The following is a 19,208-nucleotide window of genomic DNA, read 5'->3' as shown; positions in this document are numbered from 1 at the left end:
TTCCGCATGCCCGAGACCGTCCGTGGAGTCATCGCCCGCGCGCAGGACGCCCCCGTCGAAACGGTCGACATCGTGATCCCCGATCCGGGGCCGCACGATGTGATCGTCCGTGTCCAGGCCTGCGGGGTCTGCCACACCGACCTGCACTACCGCCAGGGCGGGATCAACGACGAGTTCCCGTTCCTGCTCGGTCACGAGGCGGCCGGTGTCGTCGAGACCGTCGGCGCCGCGGTCACCCACGTGGCCGAGGGCGATGTGGTGGTGCTGAACTGGCGCGCGGTCTGCGGCGAATGCCGGGCATGCCGGCGCGGCCGCCCCTGGTACTGCTTCGACACCCACAACGCGAGCGTCCCCATGACGCTCACCGACGGCACCCCGCTGACCCCCGCGCTCGGCATCGGCGCGTTCGCGGACAAGACGCTCGTGCACGAGAAGCAGTGCACCGTCATCGATCCCGAGACCGACCCCGCGGTGGCGGGCCTGCTCGGCTGCGGCGTGATGGCCGGAATCGGCGCCGCCGTGAACACCGGCGCGGTCTCGCGCGGCGACAGCGTCGCGGTGATCGGCTGCGGCGGTGTCGGCGACGCTGCCGTCGCGGGCGCCAGCCTGGCCGGGGCGGGCACGATCATCGCGATCGACCGTGACCCGCGAAAGCTGGAGTGGGCGAAGGATTTCGGCGCGACCCACACCATCGACGCGAGCACCGGTGACGTGGTCGAGCAGATCAAGGAGCTCACCGGCGGTTTCGGCGCCGATGTCGTGATCGACGCGGTCGGCAGGCCCGAAACCTGGCAGCAGGCGTTCTACGGTCGCGACCTCGCGGGCACCGTAGTGCTCGTCGGCGTCCCGACGCCGGACATGAAGCTCGAGATGCCGCTGATCGATCTGTTCTCGCACGGCGGCTCCCTGAAGTCGTCCTGGTACGGCGACTGCCTGCCCGAACGCGACTTCCCGATGCTCATCGACCTGTATCGCCAGGGCAGGCTGCCGCTGGACCGCTTCGTCACCGAGCGCATCGCTATCGACGAGGTCGAGCAGGCGTTCACCGCCATGGGTGAGGGCCGGGTGCTGCGTTCGGTGGTGGTCTGGTGAGCGCCCGCATCGAGAAGGTCGTCACCTCAGGCGTTTTCGCGCTCGACGGCGGGACCTGGGAGGTCGACAACAATGTGTGGCTGATCGGCGACGACGACGAGGTACTGATCGTCGACGCCGCCCACGATGCCGACACCATCGCCGCCGCGGTCGGCTCCCGGCACGTCACCGCGATCCTGTGCACGCACGGTCACAACGACCACGTGACCGTCGCGCCCGAACTCGCCGAGCGACTCGACGCTCCCGTCCTGCTCCATCCCGGCGACGAGCCGCTGTGGCGGATGACCCATCCCACCGCGGCCTACCGCTCGCTGGCCGACACCGCCCGGATCACGGTGGCGGGCACCGACATCGACCTCCTGCACACCCCCGGCCACTCCCCCGGCTCGGTCTCGCTGCACCTGCCCGAACTCGCGGCGCTGTTCACCGGTGACACCCTGTTCGCGGGCGGTCCGGGCGCCACGGGCCGGTCGTTCTCCGATTTCGGCACGATCATCGATTCGATCCGCGACCGATTGTTCGCGCTGCCCGAGGAGACCACCGTTCACACCGGCCACGGCGACACAACCACCATCGGCACCGAGAAACCCGCCCTCGCCGACTGGATCGCCCGAGGCCACTGACGCCGCCGCGATCCGGACAATTGATCACCAGGCTCTGGTGGCGAGCCTGGTGATCTTGTTCGCGAATCAGGAGTCGCGGCTCTGCGCGGCCGATCGGCCTATTCCCGGCACGAATCTGCCTGTCGTGGCGCAGTAGTCCCGATAGCCTGCGCCGTGGACCCTGGCCAGGTACGGCTCCTCGACCACCCTGACCTGCAGTTCGATCGTCACGAGGAGCAGCAGGAATGCCGCCAGCGCGACGACGTTAGGGATGATCGACGCGATCCCCGCGCCGAAGACGAGCATGGCGGTGAAGATCGGGTTGCGCACTAGGCCGAACACGCCGGTGCGGACCAAAGTTGTTGTCTCACTGGCGTCGACACCGATGCGCCAGGATTCGCCCATCTCGTTCTGCGCGTAGAGGGTCGCGCCGATGCCCGCGATCGCCAGGACGAATCCGGCTGTCTGGACCGGCGCGGCGGTGAGAGCGTCGATCGGGGTGAGGACACCGCCGAGTTGCAGAGCCACCGCGGCGAGCCCGACGATGATCGCCACGATGAAGCCGACACCGGCCATCCATTCCAGCGATCCGGGGCGTCCGCTGATGCCGCGGAACCCGGTGGAGCCGGTCGCTCGATATTGCCGCCAGCTGCGCCAACCGAATCCGAGCGCGCCGAAGATCACATACAGGACCAGTGCCGAGACAGCCATGGCCGGTTCCTTTCCTCAGTCGTCGCAGCAGTCGCAGGCCGCGACCGTGCCGAGTGACGTTGTCGCGCAGCAGGTGTCGCCCAGCCACGCGTCGCGACCTTCTTTGACGGCGATGACCGCGATCACCAGGGCGGCGATCGGGTCGGCCCACGACCAGCCGAACAGGGCATTGAGCAACAGCCCGACCAGCAGTACCGCGGACAGGTAGGTACACAGCAAGGTCTGTTTCGAGTCGGCGACCGCCGAGGCCGAGCCGAGTTCACGGCCCGCTCGGCGCTGCGCCGCCGACAGCACCGGCATGATCACCAGACTCGCTGCCGCCAAGGCGATTCCGACCGGGGAGTGCCGAGCTTCCCCCACCCCGAACAGCGCGCGCACCGAGTCGATGGTGACGTAGGCGGACAGCGCGAAGAACGAGAACGCGATGATCCGCAGCGCGACCTTCTCCCTGGCTTCCGGATCCCGGCCGGCGAACTGCCACGCCACCGCGGCCGCGGAAGACACCTCGATCACCGAGTCGAGCCCGAAGCCGATCAAGGCCGACGAGGACACCCGAGTGCCCTCGGTCAGCGCGATGATCGCCTCGATCACGTTGTAGCTGATCGTCGCGGCCACCAGCCAGCGAATCCGGGTGGCGAGCACCTCGCGGCGATCCGGAAGTACCAGCGGCGCACCGATTTCCGGCATCAGCAGCATTCCTCGGTCGCGGCCGCCGGGCAGCAGGCCGGATCGACTTCCAGCACCAGGCCGAGGAGGTCGTCGAGCGCCCGGCCGATCCGTGGATCGGCCAGCTCGTAGCGGCTACGCCGGCCTTCCGCAACGGCGACAACCAGCCCACACCCACGCAGACAGGCCAGGTGGTTGGACAGGATCTGCCGCGACACCCCGATCTTGTCCGCCAGCTCCGACGGATACCCGGGCGCGGCTCGCAGGCTCAGCAGGATCTGCGTCCGGGTCGAGTCCGACAGCGCATACCCGAAGCGGGACAGGGCGTCGCCGTGCATCACGGTGTCCATGGTTCCTATTGTACAGAGATTTCTGTATTCAGAAACCTCTGTACAAATACTGCCGCACCGCCTAGCGCTCAGCGCCGGAAGACGCGGTTGCCGGCACCTGAGCCTGCGCCAGCCGTTCGTCCGAGCGCCGCATCCAGACGACGAGGGCGATGATCAGAGCAAAGGCGGCCAGCGCGGTTCCGGTGCGCAGGAAGTGGAACGCATCCCAGCGGGCGAGAATCGTGGCGTAGTCCGCCGGAGCTCCAGCGACCGCCCACTCGTTGATCCGGTGGTTGATCGGCACATTGCCCAGTCGCGTGATGAGGAACGAGGCAACCACCAGCGCCGTCGCGACGGCGGCGACGATCCTGTGCCGACCCGTCGCCAGGATGGCGGCGGCCAGGCAGCTCAGCGCGGCGGCGGCCATCGTGGCCTGCATGCTGATGCTGTTGTTCTGCATGAGTTCGGTGTGGAATTCGAGGCGCATCTGCAGCGGCACTCGATCGAAGGTCGGGACGAGGTTGGCGGCGCCGTAGCCGAAGGCGCCGGCGAGCAGTCCGGTGGTGAGCAGGGCGAGCGAGCGAACGCTTCGGACGAGCACAGAGATCTCCTCGGGCGATCAGGCGGCGGGAACGGTGCGGGTGAGCTCGTCTGCGACCTGCACGATGTCGGGCGTGTGGAATCGGTCGACGTCGGCCGGATCGTTGGCACCATCCAGCGCGGCGGCGGTGTACTCGGTGAAGAAATCGGCGATGAATTGCTCGGGTGAGCGGGGCGGTGCGGGGTCCATGACACTCCAGGCATAGAATTCTTACAGTGCTGTAAAGGTTAGACATAGCCACACAACTTTGACAAGGGTGTAAGAGTTTGGCCGCATCAGGAGAACCGAAACGACGCGCTGACGCCACCCGCAGCAGGGCGGCCGTGCTCGACGCCGCCACCCGGCTGTTCGCCACCCAACCGGACGCCGGGCTGGCCGCCGTCGCCGCCGAAGCAGGCGTGACCAGGCAAACCGTGTACGCGCACTTCGCTTCTCGGGACGATCTGGTCAACGCCGTCGTCGATCGCACGACCAGACAGGCGGACGAAGCCATGCGGGCGGCCGACCTGGACAGCGGCCCGGCCACCGATGCCCTGGTGCGGATGCTCCACGTCGGCTGGCGGTTCTTCCGGGTCTCCCCGCTCGCCCACCATGTCGGCGCGTTCGCGCGCCAGCGCGACGAGGATCGTCAGCTCCCCATCAACTATCGGCTGCTCCGTCTCGTCGCCAGAGGGCAGCGGGCGGGCGAGTTCGACGGCGATGTGTCACCGCAGTGGCTCGTCACCGCGATCGTCGCGGTCAGTCATGCCGCGGGCGACGAGGTCAGGGCAGGTCGGATGACGCAGCCGCAGGCGCAGACGGCGCTGCGGGACAGTGTCCTCCGGCTGGTCGGCGGGAGCGTAAACATTCCGTAAGGCGGTTCGGCGACAGTGGCATCACACCAGCACAACGAAGGGATGCACATCATGCGCAAGTTCAAGCTCCAGGTTCAGGCCAGCATCGACGGCTTCATGGCGGGCCCGAACGGCGAGATGGACTGGCTGACGTTCGCGTGGAGCGACGACCTCGCCGCCCACATCGGTGCGCTGACCGAGCCGGTCGACACCATCGTGCTCGGCCGCAAGCTCGCCGAAGGGTTCATTCCGCACTGGGCCGCGCAGCCCGAGCACGAGACCCAGGAGGCGATCGACACCATGAACAAGACCCCGAAGGTCGTCATCTCGCGGACCATCACCGAATCGCCGTGGGACAACACGGTGGTCGCCGCCGACGCGGCCGCCACGATCCGCGAACTGAAGGCGCGGCCCGGCGGCGACATCATCGCCTACGGTGGCGGCGAGCTCGTGTCGAGCCTGATCGCGCAGGGGCTGTTCGACGAGCTGAACCTGTTCGTCAACCCGACCGCGATCGGCGCCGGACTCCCGGTGTTCGCCGCGACCGGCGCGAACCAGCAGTTCGAGCTCGCGTCCGCGACGCGGTTCGAGTGCGGGATCGTCGGCCTGCGATATGTGCCCGCTGCTTCGTGAGCTCAGCCGACCGCTGAACGTTCGCTATCGCGCCGATCGGTCGAAATCGCGACCATAGGAGCGTTTGGTGAATGCTCAGCGCATGCCCGCTGATTTCGAAAGACTAGTTCACAGGCGATGCGGCGACGGCGTCGATGAGTTCGCGTGCCGCGGCGGCGGTCAGGTCGAGGCCCGCCGCGTGGGCGGCGGCGAAGATATCGGCACCCAGCCTGGTGCGGACCGTCGTGGTAGCCCGGTCGATGTCGGGCTGTTCGGCGGGCAGCAGCGGCATTCCGGTGCTGGTCCGCAGTGCTTCCGCCGCGCCGAGCAGGCGTGCGGCGGTGTCGAATTCGCCGAGGGCGGCGGTGGCCGCGGCCGCGCCGCCCAGCGCGAAGGCGGCATCGCGGGGCGCGTCGATGCGCTGCGAGCCGTCGAAGGCGCGCAGATGCTCGGTCAGGCCGGCAGCCGGTTCGCCGCACAGTTCCAGCAGATAGCCCAGTTCGACTTGGAGCATCGGCACGAACAGCGGCGTCTCGACGTCGTCGGCCGAGTCTGCGAGCAGACCACGCAGGAGCCGTTCGGCCTCCTCCGGCCTGTTGTCGCGACGGGCGGTGAAGGCCAACACGATCGAGGCGAACAGCCGGCCCGCACCGTCGCCCTGTTCGGCCGCCAACACCATGGCCTGCTCGGCGAAATCGCGGGCCTCGTCGAATTCGGTGTGCTGCATGGCAATCCAGCCGAGCCAGCACAGGTGCGCCGAGGCCTGGCCCCACAGTTCCAATTCCCGTGCCAGAACGAGGGCTTCGCGGTGGATGTCCGCTGAGCCACCCAGATCGCCGGTCAGTTCGGCTAGGCCGCCGAGCCATTCGGCGGCTTGCAGCCTGCCCCAGCGGTCGCCGAGTTCGGCGAACAGTCGCGCCGCTTCCTTGGCGTAGCGAGCGAGGGCGTCCACGTCGGCGCGGCTGTGCGCGGATTTCGCCAGCGCCACCTGGATGGTCGCGCGACTCCAGCGGTCGCCGACCTGCTCACATTCCGACAGGAGCTGGCGTACAGAGGTTTCCAGGTCCTGGTCCGCGCCTGCATCCAGGGCCGACATCAGCAGGATGACCTCGGCACGTACCCGCGCAGCCGGGTCCAGTTCCGCCAGTCCGGCCGACACGTCAGCGCGACGCGCACTCACGTCGGTGAAGTCGCCCTGCCGGAAGGTGGCCGTGAGTCGCCAGGCCGCTACCAGCGCACGGTGCCGCGGCGTGCCGCCGAGGGCGAGTGCCGCGTCGAACCAGCGGCGGGCTGGGCCGAGCCGTCCGCGCAACAGCCAGTACCAGGCCAGCGCGCCGGTGAGGCGCAGGGCCGCTTCGGCGTCGCCATCGCGGACGCTACCCTCCAGGGCCGCATGCAGATTCGCGTCTTCGCTGTCGAGCCGGCGCAGCCATCGCTGCTGATCGGCGCCGTATAGTTCCGGTGCCGCGCGTTCGGCCAGTGCGCGGTAGTACGCGTGATGCGCCCGGCGCACCGCGGCTTCTTCCCCCGCCTCGGCCAGGCGGTCCGCGCTGAACGCCGCCACCGACTCGAGCAGCCGGTACCGCCGCCCGCTCTGCTGGACCAGCGATCGGTCGACCAGCCGTGCGATCACGTCGGCGACCATGGACGGATCGATCTCCGCGTCGGGAACTACGGCGGCACAGACGGATTCAGCTGCCTCGAGTGTGCAGCCGCCCGCGTGCACCGCCAGCCGGCGCAGGACCAGTCGTTCGTCCTCGTCGAGCAGTCCCCAGCTCCAATTGATCATCGCCGCGAGGGTCTGCTGACGTGGCGGCGCGCCGCGATGACCGGTGGCAAGCAGACGGAACCGGTCGTCGAGCCGGGCCACCATCTCGTGCACGCCGAGCGCGCGGACCCTGGTCGCGGCCAGTTCGAGGGCGAGCGGGATGCCGTCGAGCCTGCGGCACAGGGTCGCGACCGCATCGGCGTTCCCGGCGTCGAGCACGAAATCCCGAGCGCCCGCTCGCGCACGAGTCACGAAGAGCCGCACTGCGTTCGACTGCGCGATCGCCGCCACATCGCCACCGCTCGGCGGGACCGTCAGCGGCGCGACCGCGACGACGTCCTCCCCGGCGAGGCGCAATTGCTCGCGGCTGGTCGCGAGAATGCGCAGGCCGGGGACCGCGCCCAGCAGCAGTTCGGTGAAGTCGGCCGCGGGCTCGACGATGTGCTCGCAGTTGTCCAGCACCAGCAGCAGTTCCTGCTCGGCCAGCGCCTCCCCCAGCGCCACCGTCGACGATTGCGCACCGTCGCCGAGGCGGACGCCGACGGCCTGCGCCACCGTGTCGGCGATGCGGTCGGCGTCGGTGGTTTCGGCTGCGAGCGGGGCGAGCTCGACGAGCCAGGTTCCGTGTGGAAAGCGATCGGTGAGGCCGGCCGCGGTCGTGGTGGCGAGACGGGTCTTGCCGACGCCGCCCGGCCCGATCAGGGAGACCAGGCGCGATGCGCCGACCGCATCGGCCAGCGCGTCGAGATCGGCTGCGCGGCCGATCAATTCGGTGCGTTGCGCCGGGATGTTCGTCGTCCGCCTGCGGACGACCGCCCGCGGTCGGGTCACGACGAGACCGGGGTCCTGGCCGAGGATCGACCGGTGCAGGTCGACCAGTTCCGGGCTCGGGTCCAGTCCGAGTTCGTCGGCCAGTTGCCTGCGCAGGTCCTCGTAGCTGTCGAGCGCTTCCGCTTGGCGACCCGCGCCGTACAGGGCACGCAGCTGTGCCGCGCGGAGTCGTTCCCGCAGGGGGTGTTCGGTGACGCAACGTGTGAGATCGCCTGCGACCTCACCATATTCGCCCTCTGCGAGCCGTGCTTCGGCGAGTTCTTCGACGGCGACCAAGCGCAGCTCTTCCAGCTGGGCGATGGCCGAGCGGGTGAACTCCGCGTCGCGAAAGTCGTCGAAAGCCGGTCCGCGCCATAGTTCGAGCGCCGCGGTGAGTGTCTTGATGCGCTTGCCGGTGTCGGTGTGGGTGCGTGCCTCGGCCAGCAGCGCGCGGAACCGCAGGGCGTCGACCGCCGTGGTCGCCAGGCGGTATCCGGGCGGCGGGGACACCACCAGATCCCGGCTGCCCTGCTCGGCGTCCTCGAGCGCGCGCCGCAACTGCGACGCCTTGGCAGCCAGGGTGCCCGCGGGGTTGCCGGGCGGGTCCTCGCCCCAGATGTCGTCGATCAGACGGTCGGCGGACACCGGCTGACCTGCGGCGAGCAGCAGGTCGGCCAGCAGGGCACGGACCTTGGTGCCGGGGATCGGTACGACCACGCCGCCGTCGGTCCACACCGTCAACGGACCGAGCACACCGAAACGCATAACCGCACCCTAGCGGGTTCCGCTCGCACCGGAATCCGGCCGTAAACAAACCGGAAGGCACCGGGCGCACTGTGGTCACAACGAGTTCGACACACCACAGGAGAACGACATGAAACTCACCGCCTTCGCCCTCGCCGCCACCGCGCTGCTCACCGCCTGCGGGTCCGGCAAGACCGCCGTACCCGTCGAACCCGGCGCCTACGCCGAGGTCAACGGCCTGCGCATGTACTACGAACGCCACGGTGTCGCCACCGACCAGCCGCCGCTGGTGCTGCTGCACGGCGCGCTGTCGGGCATCGGAACCGACTTCGGCGAGCTGATCCCGGAGCTGTCCAAGACCCGCGAGGTCATCGCCGTCGAACAGCAGGCACACGGCCGCACCGCCGACATCGACCGTCCGCTGCGGACGCCGCAGATGGCCGACGACACCGTCGCGCTGCTCGGTCAGCTCGGCATCCGGCGCGCCGACATCCTCGGCTACAGCATGGGCGCCGGCGTGGCGCTCGACATCACGCTGCGGCACCCGGACCTGGTCCGCAAGCAGATCCTGCTCGCCGGCGGCCTCGGCGCCGAGGCCATGCACCCCGGACTGATGGAAAGCATGGACGAACTGAAGCCCGAGCACCTGCACGGCTCGACCTTCCACAACGACTACCTGAAGAACGCGCCCCGCCCGGACGACTTCCCCCAGCTGGTGGCCAGGGTCCTCGACCACGACCTGAACGGCATGCCCTCGGTGTCCCCGGAAGCCGCCCGCACGATCAAGGCCCCGACACTGACCGTCATCGGGGACTCCGACATCGTCCGGCCCGAACACTCCGTCGAGATGTTCCGCCTCTTCGGCGGCGGCATCATGGGCGACACCCCCGCGGGCCTGCCGAACGCGCAACTCGCGATCCTGCCCGGCACCTCCCACATCACCGCACCGCACCGCCCGGAACTGCTGCTGCCGATGATCCCCGCGTTCCTCGACGCCCCCGTCAAGGACGCCTGATGCGCGAGCCGAGGCGGGCGGGCCCGAGCCCTCCGCACGGGCCCGCGCCGCATCGCCGTTCGGGCCGTGACGGCGGCCCTACCCGGCTCTTGTCAGACCGCCACCGGCAGGTCGACCGGATCGCCCGCTTCCGCGCCTGCGCCGCGCACCACCGCGGCCAGCAGACCGAACAGGACGAACTGATCGCGCGGCAACAGCAGTGCCTCCGGCGCCCAGTTGTGCACGAACCCGACGGCCAGCCCGGACGCGGGATCGGCCCAGCCACCGGAACCGACGAAGCCGATGTGCCCGAACGCATTCCGCGCGCCCGTCACCGGCATGGAGTGATAGCCCAGCCGCCAGCCCATCGGCAGGCACAGGTTGCGATCGGGCAGCACCGATTGCAGACGCGCCATGGCGCGCACCCTGTTCCGCGAGAACAGCGCCGACTCGGTCGCGATCGCGTTGTAGACGGCGGCGAGGGCGCGCGCGGTGAAAACACCGTTCGCACCGGGCAATTCACCACGCAGGATGGCGGGATCCGCGCCGTGGGCCAGCCGGTCGATGCCCTCGGTGTAGATCGACCGCAGGAATCCAGCGCCGGGCACCAGGGTGCGTGAGGCGAGCCGGATCACCATGTCGGCCTGGGGAATTCCGAGCGGAGTGGTCGATCCGTGCGTCCCCGCCACGGTGGTGCGCGCGCCGGGCCCGGGTGCCCCGAGGTGCAGCCCGTCCACGCCCAGTGGTTCGGCCAGTTCCGTGCGGTACAGCTCGCCCATGCTCTTGCCGGTCACCGCCCTGGCGATCCCCGCGATGATGGTTCCGTACGAAATCGCGTGGTAGGCGGGGAAACCGCGGAATCGGTCCGGCGACGCGGCGGCGAGACGTTCCTCGATCAGCTCATGGTCGGCGAGTTCGTCGGCGGTACGGGCGAAGACGCCGATCCGCGACAACCCCGCCCGGTGACTCATCGCCTCCGCGACGGTGATGCCCGCCTTCCCGTTCGCACCGAACTCCGGCCAGTACTCCGCGACCGGCGCCCGATAGTCCACCAGCCCGCGCTCGGCCAGCACATGCAGCACCGTGGAGGTGACACCCTTGGACGTCGAGTACGACAACGCCGCCGTGTTCTCCTGCCACGGCACCACCCCGGCGGCATCCGCGCACCCTGCCCACACGTCGACAACCCGCCGCCCGTGCTGGTACACCGCCAGCGCGCCCCCACCTCGCCCACCGTCGAACAACCGCCCGAACCGGTCGATGGCTTCCTGGAACTGGGGTGCGGCACTCCCCCGGAGGGAAGTGCCCGACGGCCCCGGACGGGACGATGCTCCACGCATAAAGAACCTCACATGTCACCATTGACAAACCGCTTCGGGTCGCTGCCCGAAATCAGCCGGAGGTTTTACGTTACCCGAGATCAATAGGCATTTCGAGCCCCCGGCAGTCCCCCGACGCCCATCCGGCCGAATTCCTCTCGAACGAAGAAATACATCCGGTGAATTTGTCTCCGAAGACGAATTCCGGCCTACCTCCTCGAACGGTCGATGCCTGCTTCGATCAGTGCCGACCTCGCGACGTGTGGTGCGGAGCCTGGTATCGAGAACGGCGACTGTCATGCCTGATCCGTCGACATTGAACTCGGCGCGAGCCTCGGCCGCGCGCACCAGCAGATCGACCTCGAGCAGTTCGGGCAGCACCGACAGATCGGTCTGCAGCGGCTTCTCCACGGGTACGACCGATTCGAACGCGACGCCGGCTACCGGCTCGGCGGAGATGATGTCGGACATGATGATTCCTCTTCCTACAGAGCCGAATACGCGACGATGAAGTCGAAGACATCGCGGGTCATGCGCCGTCCGAAATTGGGCTTGGTGTCGTCTCCGAGCGCGCCGGTGGGACCGCGGAGCACGCCGACGACGTAGGGCCATCCGTTGTGTACGACGTGCGCTGCGGTCACGGCGGTCGACGGCCCGACCATCGTCGCGGACCCGGCGTATCCGCCATTCGGGAGCGCGAGATAGGCGACCGTGCTCATCGGATCTCGAGGACAGGGCCGAGTTCGTCGCCGCGCGGCGGTTCGACGCGCGGGTACACCGAGTTCGGTGAGACCTTCGCGTCCCCGATCAAAGTCAGCGGTTTGCCTTTGGGCGACGACAGCGTGGTGAGTGCGGTGGACATGCGTGCTCCTCGATTCCCGAGCGGCTTCCGATGTCCCCAACGCCACGTCAGCCTCAGATTTTCTGGCCGCTCTCAAAGTACGAGGATGTGCGCACGCCGACGCGAGTACACGGCTACCCCAATTTCCCGGGCAGTACTACCTATCGATGTCCAGCCAGACCGAGGCCACGCAGGGGAATCAGCCGATCGGCGTAGGCAGCAGCCCGGCGGCGATGAATCCTTCCACGTAGCGCAGCAGCACGGCGTCGTCGATGCGGGGACACTGCACGCCCAGCTCGGCGAGGACGGCCCTGGTGCCGGTGTCGTCGACGAGCAGGGCATCACCTCCACCGTTGAGATAGTTCTCGGCGATCAGTGCCGCACGCATCAGGTCGGGGTGCCGCGACAGCTGACCGGTCAGCCGGTCGGCGGCGGTCTCGACCGTCACCGTCTCGATGGGAAACCCACTGCGGCGCAGGGTATTCAGGATGTCGCCGACTCCGGTCGGCGCACTGTTGACGAGGTGATAGACCTCCCCACGCGGCTGCCGGGAGGTCGCCAGCGCGACCAGGGCGCGTGCCACGTAGTCCACCGGGGCCAACGTGACGTCGGCATTCTCGATATCGGGTGCGACACCCAGGTGCGCCGCCGACCGGATCAGCGTCCAGAACGCGTCGTCGGTGCTGATCGCGCCGCTGCCGATCGCCCCGGCGACCAGGCCAGGCCGGTGCACCGCGACCGGCAGCCCCCGTTCGGCTGCCGCCACGACGAGCTGTTCGGCCACCCACTTGGTGGCCAGGTACCCGTTGCGCGGAACCTGGTCCACGGTGATCGCCGTGTCCTCGGCGACGACACCGGTGTGTCCCGTGGCGACCGCGGCCGACACCGTGGACACGTAGTGCAGGGTCTTCACCCGGGTGTCCACCGCCAGCCGCAGAATGTCCACGGTTCCGGCGATATTGGCCGCCCGCAGGGTCGCATAGGATTCGAGATGATTGACGCGGGCACCGTTGTGGTAGATCACCTCGATGCGCTCGGCCAGTTCCGCCCAGGCCTCGTCGGCGAGGCCGAACTGCGGCGCGGCCAGGTCACCGGGCACGGCGACGACCCGCTCGAGCCCGTCTCGGTCGAGCCCGTAGCGCTCCAGCGTCGCGCCGAGCCTGCGGTACACCGTATCGGCGTCGTCGGCGCGCACCAGGCACCAGATGCGCGACGAGGTGCGGTCCAGCAGCTCCCGCAAGAGATGAATGCCCACGAAACCGGTTGCACCGGTCAGCAGGACCGCGGCGGGGTCGGTCGGGGCAGGCGTGAACTCCGCGGGGACCGTGATCGCCGGATCCAGGCACGCATCGGCGGCCAGCGTCGCAGTCCAGTGCGCCTCCGTGGCCGCGAGCGACTCCGCCGAGACCGCCGCTGTCACCGCGCGTGGCGTCGGCGCCTCGAACAGGGTTCGCGGGTCGGCATCGATGCCGAGCCGGCTGCGCAGTTCGGCGCGCAATGTGAACACCAGCAGTGAGGTGCCACCGAGAGTGAAGAAATTCTCCTCGACCCCGATCGAGTCGCGTTCCAGCACCTGGGCGAACACCCGGGCCACGGCGAGCTCGCGCACGGTGGCGGGCTCGACGGACGTCGCGGGCAGCGCCGCGTGCTGCGCGGTGTGCTCGACAATCCGTCCGGGCGTGCCGAACCCGGACGTGACGACCTCGCACAGCTGCTCGATCGTGGCCTCGGGGTGCGCGACGATCGCGGCGAGGATGTGGTGGAACCGCGCCGCGAAGCCCTCCACCGTGGCCAGGTCGTAGAGGTCGGTGGCGTACTGGAAGCCGGCCGCCAGGCCACCCGTTCCCGGCTGCTCACGCAATGTCAGCGAGAGATCGAAATGTGTTGTTCGCCAAGGAATGTCGAGCGCGCTCACCTCGACCGCGCCCAGGTGCAGCGCCGGCAGCGCCGGCAGGTTCTCATAGGAGAACACCGCCTCGAACAGCGGGTGCGCGGTGTCGTCCCGAGGTGGATTGACCGCCTCCACGATGTGATCGAAGGGCACATCGGCATTGCTGAGCGCGCCGAGGGTGACCTCCCGCGCGCGCGACAGCACGGCGGTGAAGCTCTCCTGCGGGTCGATGGTCAGGCGCAGCGGCAGCGTGTTGACGAACATGCCGACCAGGCGATCCAGTGCCGGATGACCGCGACCGGCCACCGGGGTGCCGACAGTCACGTCGGTCGCACCGGCGAGGTGGCCGAGGAGCACGGTGAATGCCGCATATCCGGCCATGAACGGAGTCGCGTCGTGGTGCCGGGCCAGGTCGGCCAGCGCCGCCGCGGTCGCTGCTGAGATCTCGAATTCGACCCTCCCGCCTTCGCCGCCGCCGGGTCGACCGGCACCGCGGGCGCGGATCCGGTCGGTCGGCAGCGGCAGGCGGGCGGGCGCGTCGCCGAGCGCCCGCACCCAATGCGCGAGCTGACGCGCGGCAGGCGACTGCGGGTCGCGCCGGTCGCCGAGCCTGCTGTGCTGCCACAGGGCGTAGTCGGCGTATTGCAGGGGCAGCGGGTCCCAGTGCGGCCGGCCACCCGCGGCCCGCGCGGTGTAGGCCGCGGACAGGTCGGCGACGAGCGGGCCGTGCGACCAGCCGTCGGCGGCGATGTGGTGGGCGACCAACGCCAGCACGTGCTCATCGGCGCTCAGGCGCCACAATGCCAGCCGGATGGGTGCCTCGGTGGTGACGTCGAACGGCGCGGCGATCGTCACCGCGAGTTCGGCGTCCAGCTCCGCCGGCACGAGGGGACGGGCAACGAGCGGCGTGTTCGCCAGGGCGTCGTCGGCGGACAGGATGCGCAGCCGCGGCCCGGTACTGCTGTCGGGGTACACCGTGCGCAGTACCTCGTGCCGCTGCACCACATCCCGTGCCGCGGCAGCCAGCGCCGCCTCGTCCAACGGGCCGGACAGGCGCAGCACGATCGGCAGGTGATACGCCGACGAGTCCCGGTACAGCTGATTCAGCAGCCACATCCGCAGCTGCGCGGGCGCGGGGGCGAGGTGTTCGGGCCGCGGGCCCGCCACCGGTGCGGGCACGGCGGCACGGTCGGGGTCGCCCAGCCGCACGGCCAGCGCCGCGACGGTCGGCGCGTCGAAGACAGCGCGGACATCGACGCCGAGCTGGGCCGCGAGTGCGGTGGCGGTGAGCGAGGTGCCGCCGATCCCGAAGAAGTCGTCGTCGGCACCGGGCGAATCGACCGAAAGTACCTCGGCCATGGCGGCCGCGACGGCCTGCTCCGCGGGCGTGGTGGCGGCCCGGGCACCGTTGTGGGCGAACACCGGTGCGGGCAACCGGCGGCTGTCGAGCTTGCCGTTGGGTGTCAACGGCAAGGTGTCGAGGACGAGGTAGGCGCTCGGCCGCAGATACGGGGGCAGGCTGTCGGCGATCCGTGCTCGCACCACCTCCACCTCGAGTGGCCCGTCCGGCACCAGATAGGCCACCAGATGGGTTCCGCGGCCATCCTCGTGCGCGGTGACGGCCGCGCGGCCGACGCCGGGGAGTCCGGTGAGCGTGGTCTCGATCTCACCCGGCTCGATGCGATGCCCACGGACCTTGATCTGGAAATCACTGCGGCCGTGGTAGATCAGTTCCGGGTCGGGTCCCGGGGTGACGGTGACGAGGTCGCCGGTGCGGTAAACCCGGCCGCCGGGCAGGCCGAACGGGTCGGCGACGAACCGGGCCGCGGTGAGCGCGTGCTTGCCGTGATAGCCGCGGGCGAGCGCCGGGCCGCCGATGTAGAGCTCGCCGATCACCCCGGGCGGAACCGGTCGCAACCGGGCGTCCAGCACCAGCGCGTGAAACCCGCGCAGGGGCGCGCCGATGGTGACCGCGCGGTCCGGCTCGAGCTCGGCGATGGTGGCGATGTCGGTGGCTTCGGTGGGGCCGTAACCGTTGCGCATCAGCCGGGTTCGCGACCACGCCGCGACCAGGTCGGGGCGAATCGCCTCGCCGCCGACCCCGAGTACCCGCAGGTCGGGCAGCGTCTCAGGATCCAAGGTGGCCAGCACCGCCGGAGTGATGATGGCGTTGGTCAGTCGTTCGCGCCGGATGAGCTGGGCCAGATCCGGTCCGGCCATCACATAGCGGGGCGCCACGACCAGCGTCGCCGCGCCCGCCAGCCCGCACAGGATCTCCCCGACCGCCATGTCGAAGCCGGGGGAGGCATGGTGCAGCGTGCGCGCGCCCGGCCGCAGCGCGTACCGATCGCGGCGTTCGGCCGCGAGGTTCGCCAGCCCGCCGTGGGTCACCAGCACACCCTTGGGTACGCCGGTCGAGCCGGAGGTGTAGATGAGGTAGGCCGGATGTTCGGGGCGGATCGCCGGCCGCGTGCGCGGCGCGGTCGCAGCGGTCTCTTCGTCGGCAGGCCCTGCGACGTCCACGATCGTCCAGCCCACCGAGTCCGGCAGATTCGAGCGCTGCCCGGCGGTGGTCACGCCCAGCGTGGCGCCGCAGTCGCCCAGTATGTGCGCGATGCGCTCGGCGGGGTATCCGGCATCGATCGGGACGAACCCGGCGCCGGTCTTGGCGATGGCCCACACGGCGCCCACCGACGCGGCGGACCGTTCCATGACCATCGCGACCAACGTCTCCGGGCCGGCGCCCGCCGCTTGGAGGGTATCGGCGATGCGGTCGGTCCACGCGTCGAATTCGCGGTAGGTCCAGCGCTTTTCGTCGTAGACGACAGCGGTGCCGTCCGGGTTCTCGGCGACGGCGGCCGCGATCAGCTCGCTCAGTGTCGCCGGTGTCCTCGCCTCCGGACCGCGCCACGGAACCAGCTGTTCCCATTCGGAGCCGGTGAGCACCGGCAACTCGGCGATCGGGACATCGTCGGCCGCCGACGCGAACGCGGTGAGGAAGCCGACGAAGCGGTCCAGGTGCGCGGTGACCTCCGTACTGGTGTAACGATGGCGATTGGCTTCGAACTCGACCCGCAACCGGGAATCGTCGACCGGATACACGTTGAGCGCGAGATCGTCGACCGGTCCGGTCGACAGCAGGTGGATCGTGCCGCGCGCCTCCCCCAGCACCTGCTCGGTGTGGAAGTTCATGATGTTGACCGCCGGTCCGAAGCTCAGCGATCGCGCCTGCCGTCCGCTGTCACGCACCATGTCGGCGCCGCGGTAGCGCTGATGACGCAGCGCTCCGCTCAACCCGGCACCGGCACTGGCGATGACGCTGCCGACGGTGTCACCCGAGCAGCTCAACGGCACGATATTGGAGGTCATGCCGCCACATTCACGCAGCTTGGCGACCGTACGCCCGGTGACCGGCAGGCTCAGCGTCACCGGATCGGCATCGGTGAGCCGACCGAGGAACGCGGCGAACGCCGCCACCAGCACCACCGTGTTGCCGGGGAAACCTCCCCGGTCGCGCAGCTGGGCGACCAACGATTCCGGGAGTTCGACGCGGGCATGGATCGGCAACGGGTCGGGATCACCGGACCGTGCCGCCAGGCTGACCGATGCGGGCAGCTCGTCGATCCGCCCGCGCCAGTACTCCCGGTCGATCGCGTACCGCCGGGACGCCCGATAGGTCGCCTCGGCCTCGGCCAGTACCGCCGTCGAATCCACCGGCACCGAGGGCGCCGGCGCCCCGGCCAGCGCTGCCTCGTAGTGACGAGCCAGCACATGCTGCAACCGAATTGCACCGTATCCGTCGAGCGCCACGTGGTGCGCCCGCGTGTACACCAGGTGGCGCTGCGCGCCCAGCCGCAGCACGGTGGTCACGATGGGAGGATCGACGGCGAGATCGAATGGTGCACACTGATCGGCGCGCATCCACGCCATCGCCGCGGCCCACGGATCGGGTTCGGCCGCGCAGTCCCGGACGGCGATGCGATCGTCGACACCGGGATCGAGCAACTGCCCAGGCTCGCCGTCGACGGTGGTGAACCGCAGGTAGGCGCCGAGATCGCGCGCGGCGCTGCGGGCCGCGCGCTGATAGATCTCGAGGTCGAGTGGCCCGTTCAGATCCACGTACTGCGCCACGGTCAACGGCACCGGCCCGAGTAGCTGCTGAGCGAACCACACCTCGCGTTGTGCCGCGGTGAGCGGTCGGACAGCAGGGGTCGGATCAGGGTGCGTCATGGTGCCTCTGGTACTGGGGAAACGAACGAACCGGCGGCCACGCGTGCGCGGGCCACCTCGGGGGATGCGACCTCAGGCGGGGTCGTCGGTGAGATAGCCGCCGCGGGCGAAGAATTCGGTGCCGTCGTGTTCGGCGCCGTCAGCGGTCCGGACCCGCGTGATGACCAACGCGGGGTTGCCGCCGCGGTGCGGCTGCGCGCCGCAGACGACCGCGCCGCCGCCTTCCTGAACGATGACCCGCCCCGCGGTGCCGCCGTAGCGAGCTTCGGAGATCATCGCCTCCAGCACCTCGATGCGCTGCCCGCGATAGTGCGAATAGGCGCGCGGGTACGGCGCCGACAGCGCCCGCACGAAGCGTTCCAGGTCGACCGCGTCCCAGGACCAGTCGATCCGGCTGTCACGATCGGAGCGCTTGTGGAAGTAGGTGCGCTCGGTCTTGTCCTGCGGCGTCCATACCGCGGTACCGCCGGTCAGTGCGGCAAGGGCCTCGTGCACCGCACCCGGAATCAATTCCATGCCGGCGAGGACGAGTTCCGTGCCGGTGGCGCCGGCGGGGATCGGCAGGCGCTTCTGGATCAGGATGTCGCCGGTGTCGAGCTGTTCGTCCATCCGATGAACGGTGAGGCCGAATTCCTCGGCCCCGCTGATCAGCGCCCACAGCACCGGGGAGAAGCCGGTGAACTTGGGCAGCAGCGAGTCGTGCAGATTCAACGTGCCGAGCGGCGGCAGGTCGTACAGCTCGGCAGGCATCCAGGTGTACCAGCTGTTCACCACGATCACATCGGGTTCGGCATGCTTGACCAGTTCGATGGTCTCGGTATCCGCGCGCTCGGTCAGATGCACCGGAATACCGTGCTCGGCGGCCAGTTCCTCGACCGAATCGTTCCAGATCGCCTTGTAAGAGGATTCCGTGGCCGGATGGGTGACCGCGAGGACCACCTCGTGATCGGAATCGATGAGTGCCTGCAGGGTCTTGCGACCCCAAGTCTGAAAGCCGAACGACACGATGCGCATGAACTAGCCTCTCGAATTTGCGTAGGCTTACCTTACCTCACCGATCAGGCGCCGCCGATCCCGGTACGTGCCCCTACCTGGACAAACGACCGCTTCCGGTCCGCGTCCTCAAGTGGCACGGCACCGGAGGTAGCCCCACCAGCTACCCGAT

17 protein-coding genes are annotated in these 19,208 nt (G+C 69.4%); 5 read left to right on the top strand and 12 right to left on the bottom strand.

What is annotated here, in order from left to right; translation table 11 throughout:
* Positions 1-6: 6 nt before the first annotated feature.
* Together ACFVAV_RS27560 and ACFVAV_RS27555 are read left to right on the top strand one after the other, a co-directional pair.
* Positions 7-1,092 carry an S-(hydroxymethyl)mycothiol dehydrogenase gene (locus ACFVAV_RS27560; protein WP_379038403.1) on the top strand — a complete coding sequence of 362 codons (1,086 nt, stop codon included), beginning with the start codon at positions 7-9 and terminating at the stop codon, positions 1,090-1,092.
* Positions 1,089-1,715: an MBL fold metallo-hydrolase gene (locus tag ACFVAV_RS27555; RefSeq protein WP_379038401.1), complete on the top strand. Its 627-nt coding sequence runs from the start codon at positions 1,089-1,091 to the stop codon at positions 1,713-1,715. The genes ACFVAV_RS27560 and ACFVAV_RS27555 overlap by 4 nt, the downstream gene beginning before the upstream one ends.
* Before the next feature lie 66 nt (positions 1,716-1,781).
* Here ACFVAV_RS27555 and ACFVAV_RS27550 read toward each other — a convergent pair whose 3' ends face one another.
* From ACFVAV_RS27550 to ACFVAV_RS27530, 5 genes are all read right to left on the bottom strand, one after another.
* Positions 1,782-2,405 (bottom strand): methyltransferase family protein, encoded by a 624-nt coding sequence (locus ACFVAV_RS27550; protein WP_379038398.1) that lies wholly within the window; start codon positions 2,403-2,405, stop codon positions 1,782-1,784.
* Between the two features lie 15 nt (positions 2,406-2,420).
* On the bottom strand, positions 2,421-3,092 hold the full coding sequence (locus ACFVAV_RS27545) for a cation transporter (protein WP_379038396.1): 672 nt from the start codon (positions 3,090-3,092) through the stop codon (positions 2,421-2,423).
* Positions 3,092-3,421 carry an ArsR/SmtB family transcription factor gene (locus ACFVAV_RS27540; protein WP_379038394.1) on the bottom strand — a complete coding sequence of 110 codons (330 nt, stop codon included), beginning with the start codon at positions 3,419-3,421 and terminating at the stop codon, positions 3,092-3,094. Before ACFVAV_RS27540 ends, ACFVAV_RS27545 begins: the two co-directional genes overlap by 1 nt.
* A 61-nt stretch (positions 3,422-3,482) precedes the next feature.
* On the bottom strand, positions 3,483-4,001 hold the full coding sequence (locus tag ACFVAV_RS27535) for an anthrone oxygenase family protein (RefSeq protein WP_379038392.1): 519 nt from the start codon (positions 3,999-4,001) through the stop codon (positions 3,483-3,485).
* An 18-nt stretch (positions 4,002-4,019) separates the two neighbouring features.
* Positions 4,020-4,190, bottom strand: a complete 171-nt coding sequence (locus ACFVAV_RS27530; protein WP_379038390.1) for a hypothetical protein — start codon at positions 4,188-4,190, stop codon at positions 4,020-4,022.
* 77 nt (positions 4,191-4,267) lie between these two features.
* Here ACFVAV_RS27530 and ACFVAV_RS27525 point away from each other — a divergent pair, with 77 nt between their 5' ends.
* Together ACFVAV_RS27525 and ACFVAV_RS27520 are read left to right on the top strand one after the other, a co-directional pair.
* The gene (locus ACFVAV_RS27525; protein WP_379038388.1) at positions 4,268-4,855 is read left to right on the top strand and encodes a TetR/AcrR family transcriptional regulator; all 588 of its coding nucleotides are present in this window, start codon (positions 4,268-4,270) and stop codon (positions 4,853-4,855) included.
* A 51-nt stretch (positions 4,856-4,906) separates the two neighbouring features.
* Positions 4,907-5,467, top strand: coding sequence for a dihydrofolate reductase family protein (locus tag ACFVAV_RS27520; protein ID WP_379038386.1), 561 nt, complete (start codon positions 4,907-4,909; stop codon positions 5,465-5,467).
* 103 nt (positions 5,468-5,570) lie between these two features.
* On the opposite strand, the gene ACFVAV_RS27515 is transcribed toward ACFVAV_RS27520, so the two are convergent.
* Positions 5,571-8,789: a BTAD domain-containing putative transcriptional regulator gene (locus tag ACFVAV_RS27515; protein ID WP_379038384.1), complete on the bottom strand. Its 3,219-nt coding sequence runs from the start codon at positions 8,787-8,789 to the stop codon at positions 5,571-5,573.
* Positions 8,790-8,898: 109 nt separating this feature from the next.
* Between ACFVAV_RS27515 and ACFVAV_RS27510 the strand changes: the two genes are divergently transcribed.
* The gene (locus tag ACFVAV_RS27510; protein ID WP_379038382.1) at positions 8,899-9,783 is read left to right on the top strand and encodes an alpha/beta fold hydrolase; all 885 of its coding nucleotides are present in this window, start codon (positions 8,899-8,901) and stop codon (positions 9,781-9,783) included.
* A 92-nt stretch (positions 9,784-9,875) separates the two neighbouring features.
* On the opposite strand, the gene ACFVAV_RS27505 is transcribed toward ACFVAV_RS27510, so the two are convergent.
* The 6 genes from ACFVAV_RS27505 to ACFVAV_RS27480 all read right to left on the bottom strand — a co-directional run bounded on the left by ACFVAV_RS27505 (position 9,876) and on the right by ACFVAV_RS27480 (position 19,057).
* Positions 9,876-11,102: a serine hydrolase domain-containing protein gene (locus ACFVAV_RS27505; RefSeq protein ID WP_379038380.1), complete on the bottom strand. Its 1,227-nt coding sequence runs from the start codon at positions 11,100-11,102 to the stop codon at positions 9,876-9,878.
* Between the two features lie 15 nt (positions 11,103-11,117).
* A complete protein-coding gene (locus ACFVAV_RS27500; protein ID WP_379038378.1) occupies positions 11,118-11,552 on the bottom strand; it encodes a hypothetical protein in 435 nt (144 codons plus the stop codon).
* A 14-nt stretch (positions 11,553-11,566) separates the two neighbouring features.
* The gene (locus ACFVAV_RS27495) at positions 11,567-11,800 is read right to left on the bottom strand and encodes a hypothetical protein (RefSeq protein WP_379038376.1); all 234 of its coding nucleotides are present in this window, start codon (positions 11,798-11,800) and stop codon (positions 11,567-11,569) included.
* Positions 11,797-11,943 (bottom strand): hypothetical protein, encoded by a 147-nt coding sequence (locus ACFVAV_RS27490; RefSeq protein ID WP_379038374.1) that lies wholly within the window; start codon positions 11,941-11,943, stop codon positions 11,797-11,799. Before ACFVAV_RS27490 ends, ACFVAV_RS27495 begins: the two co-directional genes overlap by 4 nt.
* 178 nt (positions 11,944-12,121) lie before the next feature.
* Positions 12,122-18,043, bottom strand: a complete 5,922-nt coding sequence (locus tag ACFVAV_RS27485) for an amino acid adenylation domain-containing protein (protein ID WP_379038372.1) — start codon at positions 18,041-18,043, stop codon at positions 12,122-12,124.
* Positions 18,044-18,115: 72 nt separating this feature from the next.
* A complete protein-coding gene (locus ACFVAV_RS27480) occupies positions 18,116-19,057 on the bottom strand; it encodes a methionyl-tRNA formyltransferase (protein WP_379038369.1) in 942 nt (313 codons plus the stop codon).
* Positions 19,058-19,208: the final 151 nt, after the last annotated feature.

The sequence above is a fragment of the Nocardia sp. NPDC057663 genome (assembly GCF_042799895.1).
Classification (GTDB): Bacteria; Actinomycetota; Actinomycetes; order Mycobacteriales; family Mycobacteriaceae; genus Nocardia.
This window is presented reverse-complemented; position numbering and strand designations above follow the sequence as displayed.

Excerpts from the sequence above, each read along its gene's own strand:
- ACFVAV_RS27560 (WP_379038403.1), top strand. The coding sequence starts at position 7 with ATGCCCGAGACCGTCCGTGGAGTCATCGCCCGCGCGCAGGACGCCCCC.
- ACFVAV_RS27550 (WP_379038398.1), bottom strand. The coding sequence starts at position 2,405 with ATGGCTGTCTCGGCACTGGTCCTGTATGTGATCTTCGGCGCGCTCGGA.
- ACFVAV_RS27545 (WP_379038396.1), bottom strand. The coding sequence starts at position 3,092 with ATGCCGGAAATCGGTGCGCCGCTGGTACTTCCGGATCGCCGCGAGGTG.
- ACFVAV_RS27540 (WP_379038394.1), bottom strand. The coding sequence starts at position 3,421 with ATGGACACCGTGATGCACGGCGACGCCCTGTCCCGCTTCGGGTATGCG.
- ACFVAV_RS27530 (WP_379038390.1), bottom strand. The coding sequence starts at position 4,190 with ATGGACCCCGCACCGCCCCGCTCACCCGAGCAATTCATCGCCGATTTC.
- ACFVAV_RS27520 (WP_379038386.1), top strand. The coding sequence starts at position 4,907 with ATGCGCAAGTTCAAGCTCCAGGTTCAGGCCAGCATCGACGGCTTCATG.
- ACFVAV_RS27515 (WP_379038384.1), bottom strand. The coding sequence starts at position 8,789 with ATGCGTTTCGGTGTGCTCGGTCCGTTGACGGTGTGGACCGACGGCGGC.
- ACFVAV_RS27510 (WP_379038382.1), top strand. The coding sequence starts at position 8,899 with ATGAAACTCACCGCCTTCGCCCTCGCCGCCACCGCGCTGCTCACCGCC.
- ACFVAV_RS27505 (WP_379038380.1), bottom strand. The coding sequence starts at position 11,102 with ATGCGTGGAGCATCGTCCCGTCCGGGGCCGTCGGGCACTTCCCTCCGG.
- ACFVAV_RS27500 (WP_379038378.1), bottom strand. The coding sequence starts at position 11,552 with ATGTCCGACATCATCTCCGCCGAGCCGGTAGCCGGCGTCGCGTTCGAA.
- ACFVAV_RS27495 (WP_379038376.1), bottom strand. The coding sequence starts at position 11,800 with ATGAGCACGGTCGCCTATCTCGCGCTCCCGAATGGCGGATACGCCGGG.
- ACFVAV_RS27490 (WP_379038374.1), bottom strand. The coding sequence starts at position 11,943 with ATGTCCACCGCACTCACCACGCTGTCGTCGCCCAAAGGCAAACCGCTG.
- ACFVAV_RS27485 (WP_379038372.1), bottom strand. The coding sequence starts at position 18,043 with ATGACGCACCCTGATCCGACCCCTGCTGTCCGACCGCTCACCGCGGCA.
- ACFVAV_RS27480 (WP_379038369.1), bottom strand. The coding sequence starts at position 19,057 with ATGCGCATCGTGTCGTTCGGCTTTCAGACTTGGGGTCGCAAGACCCTG.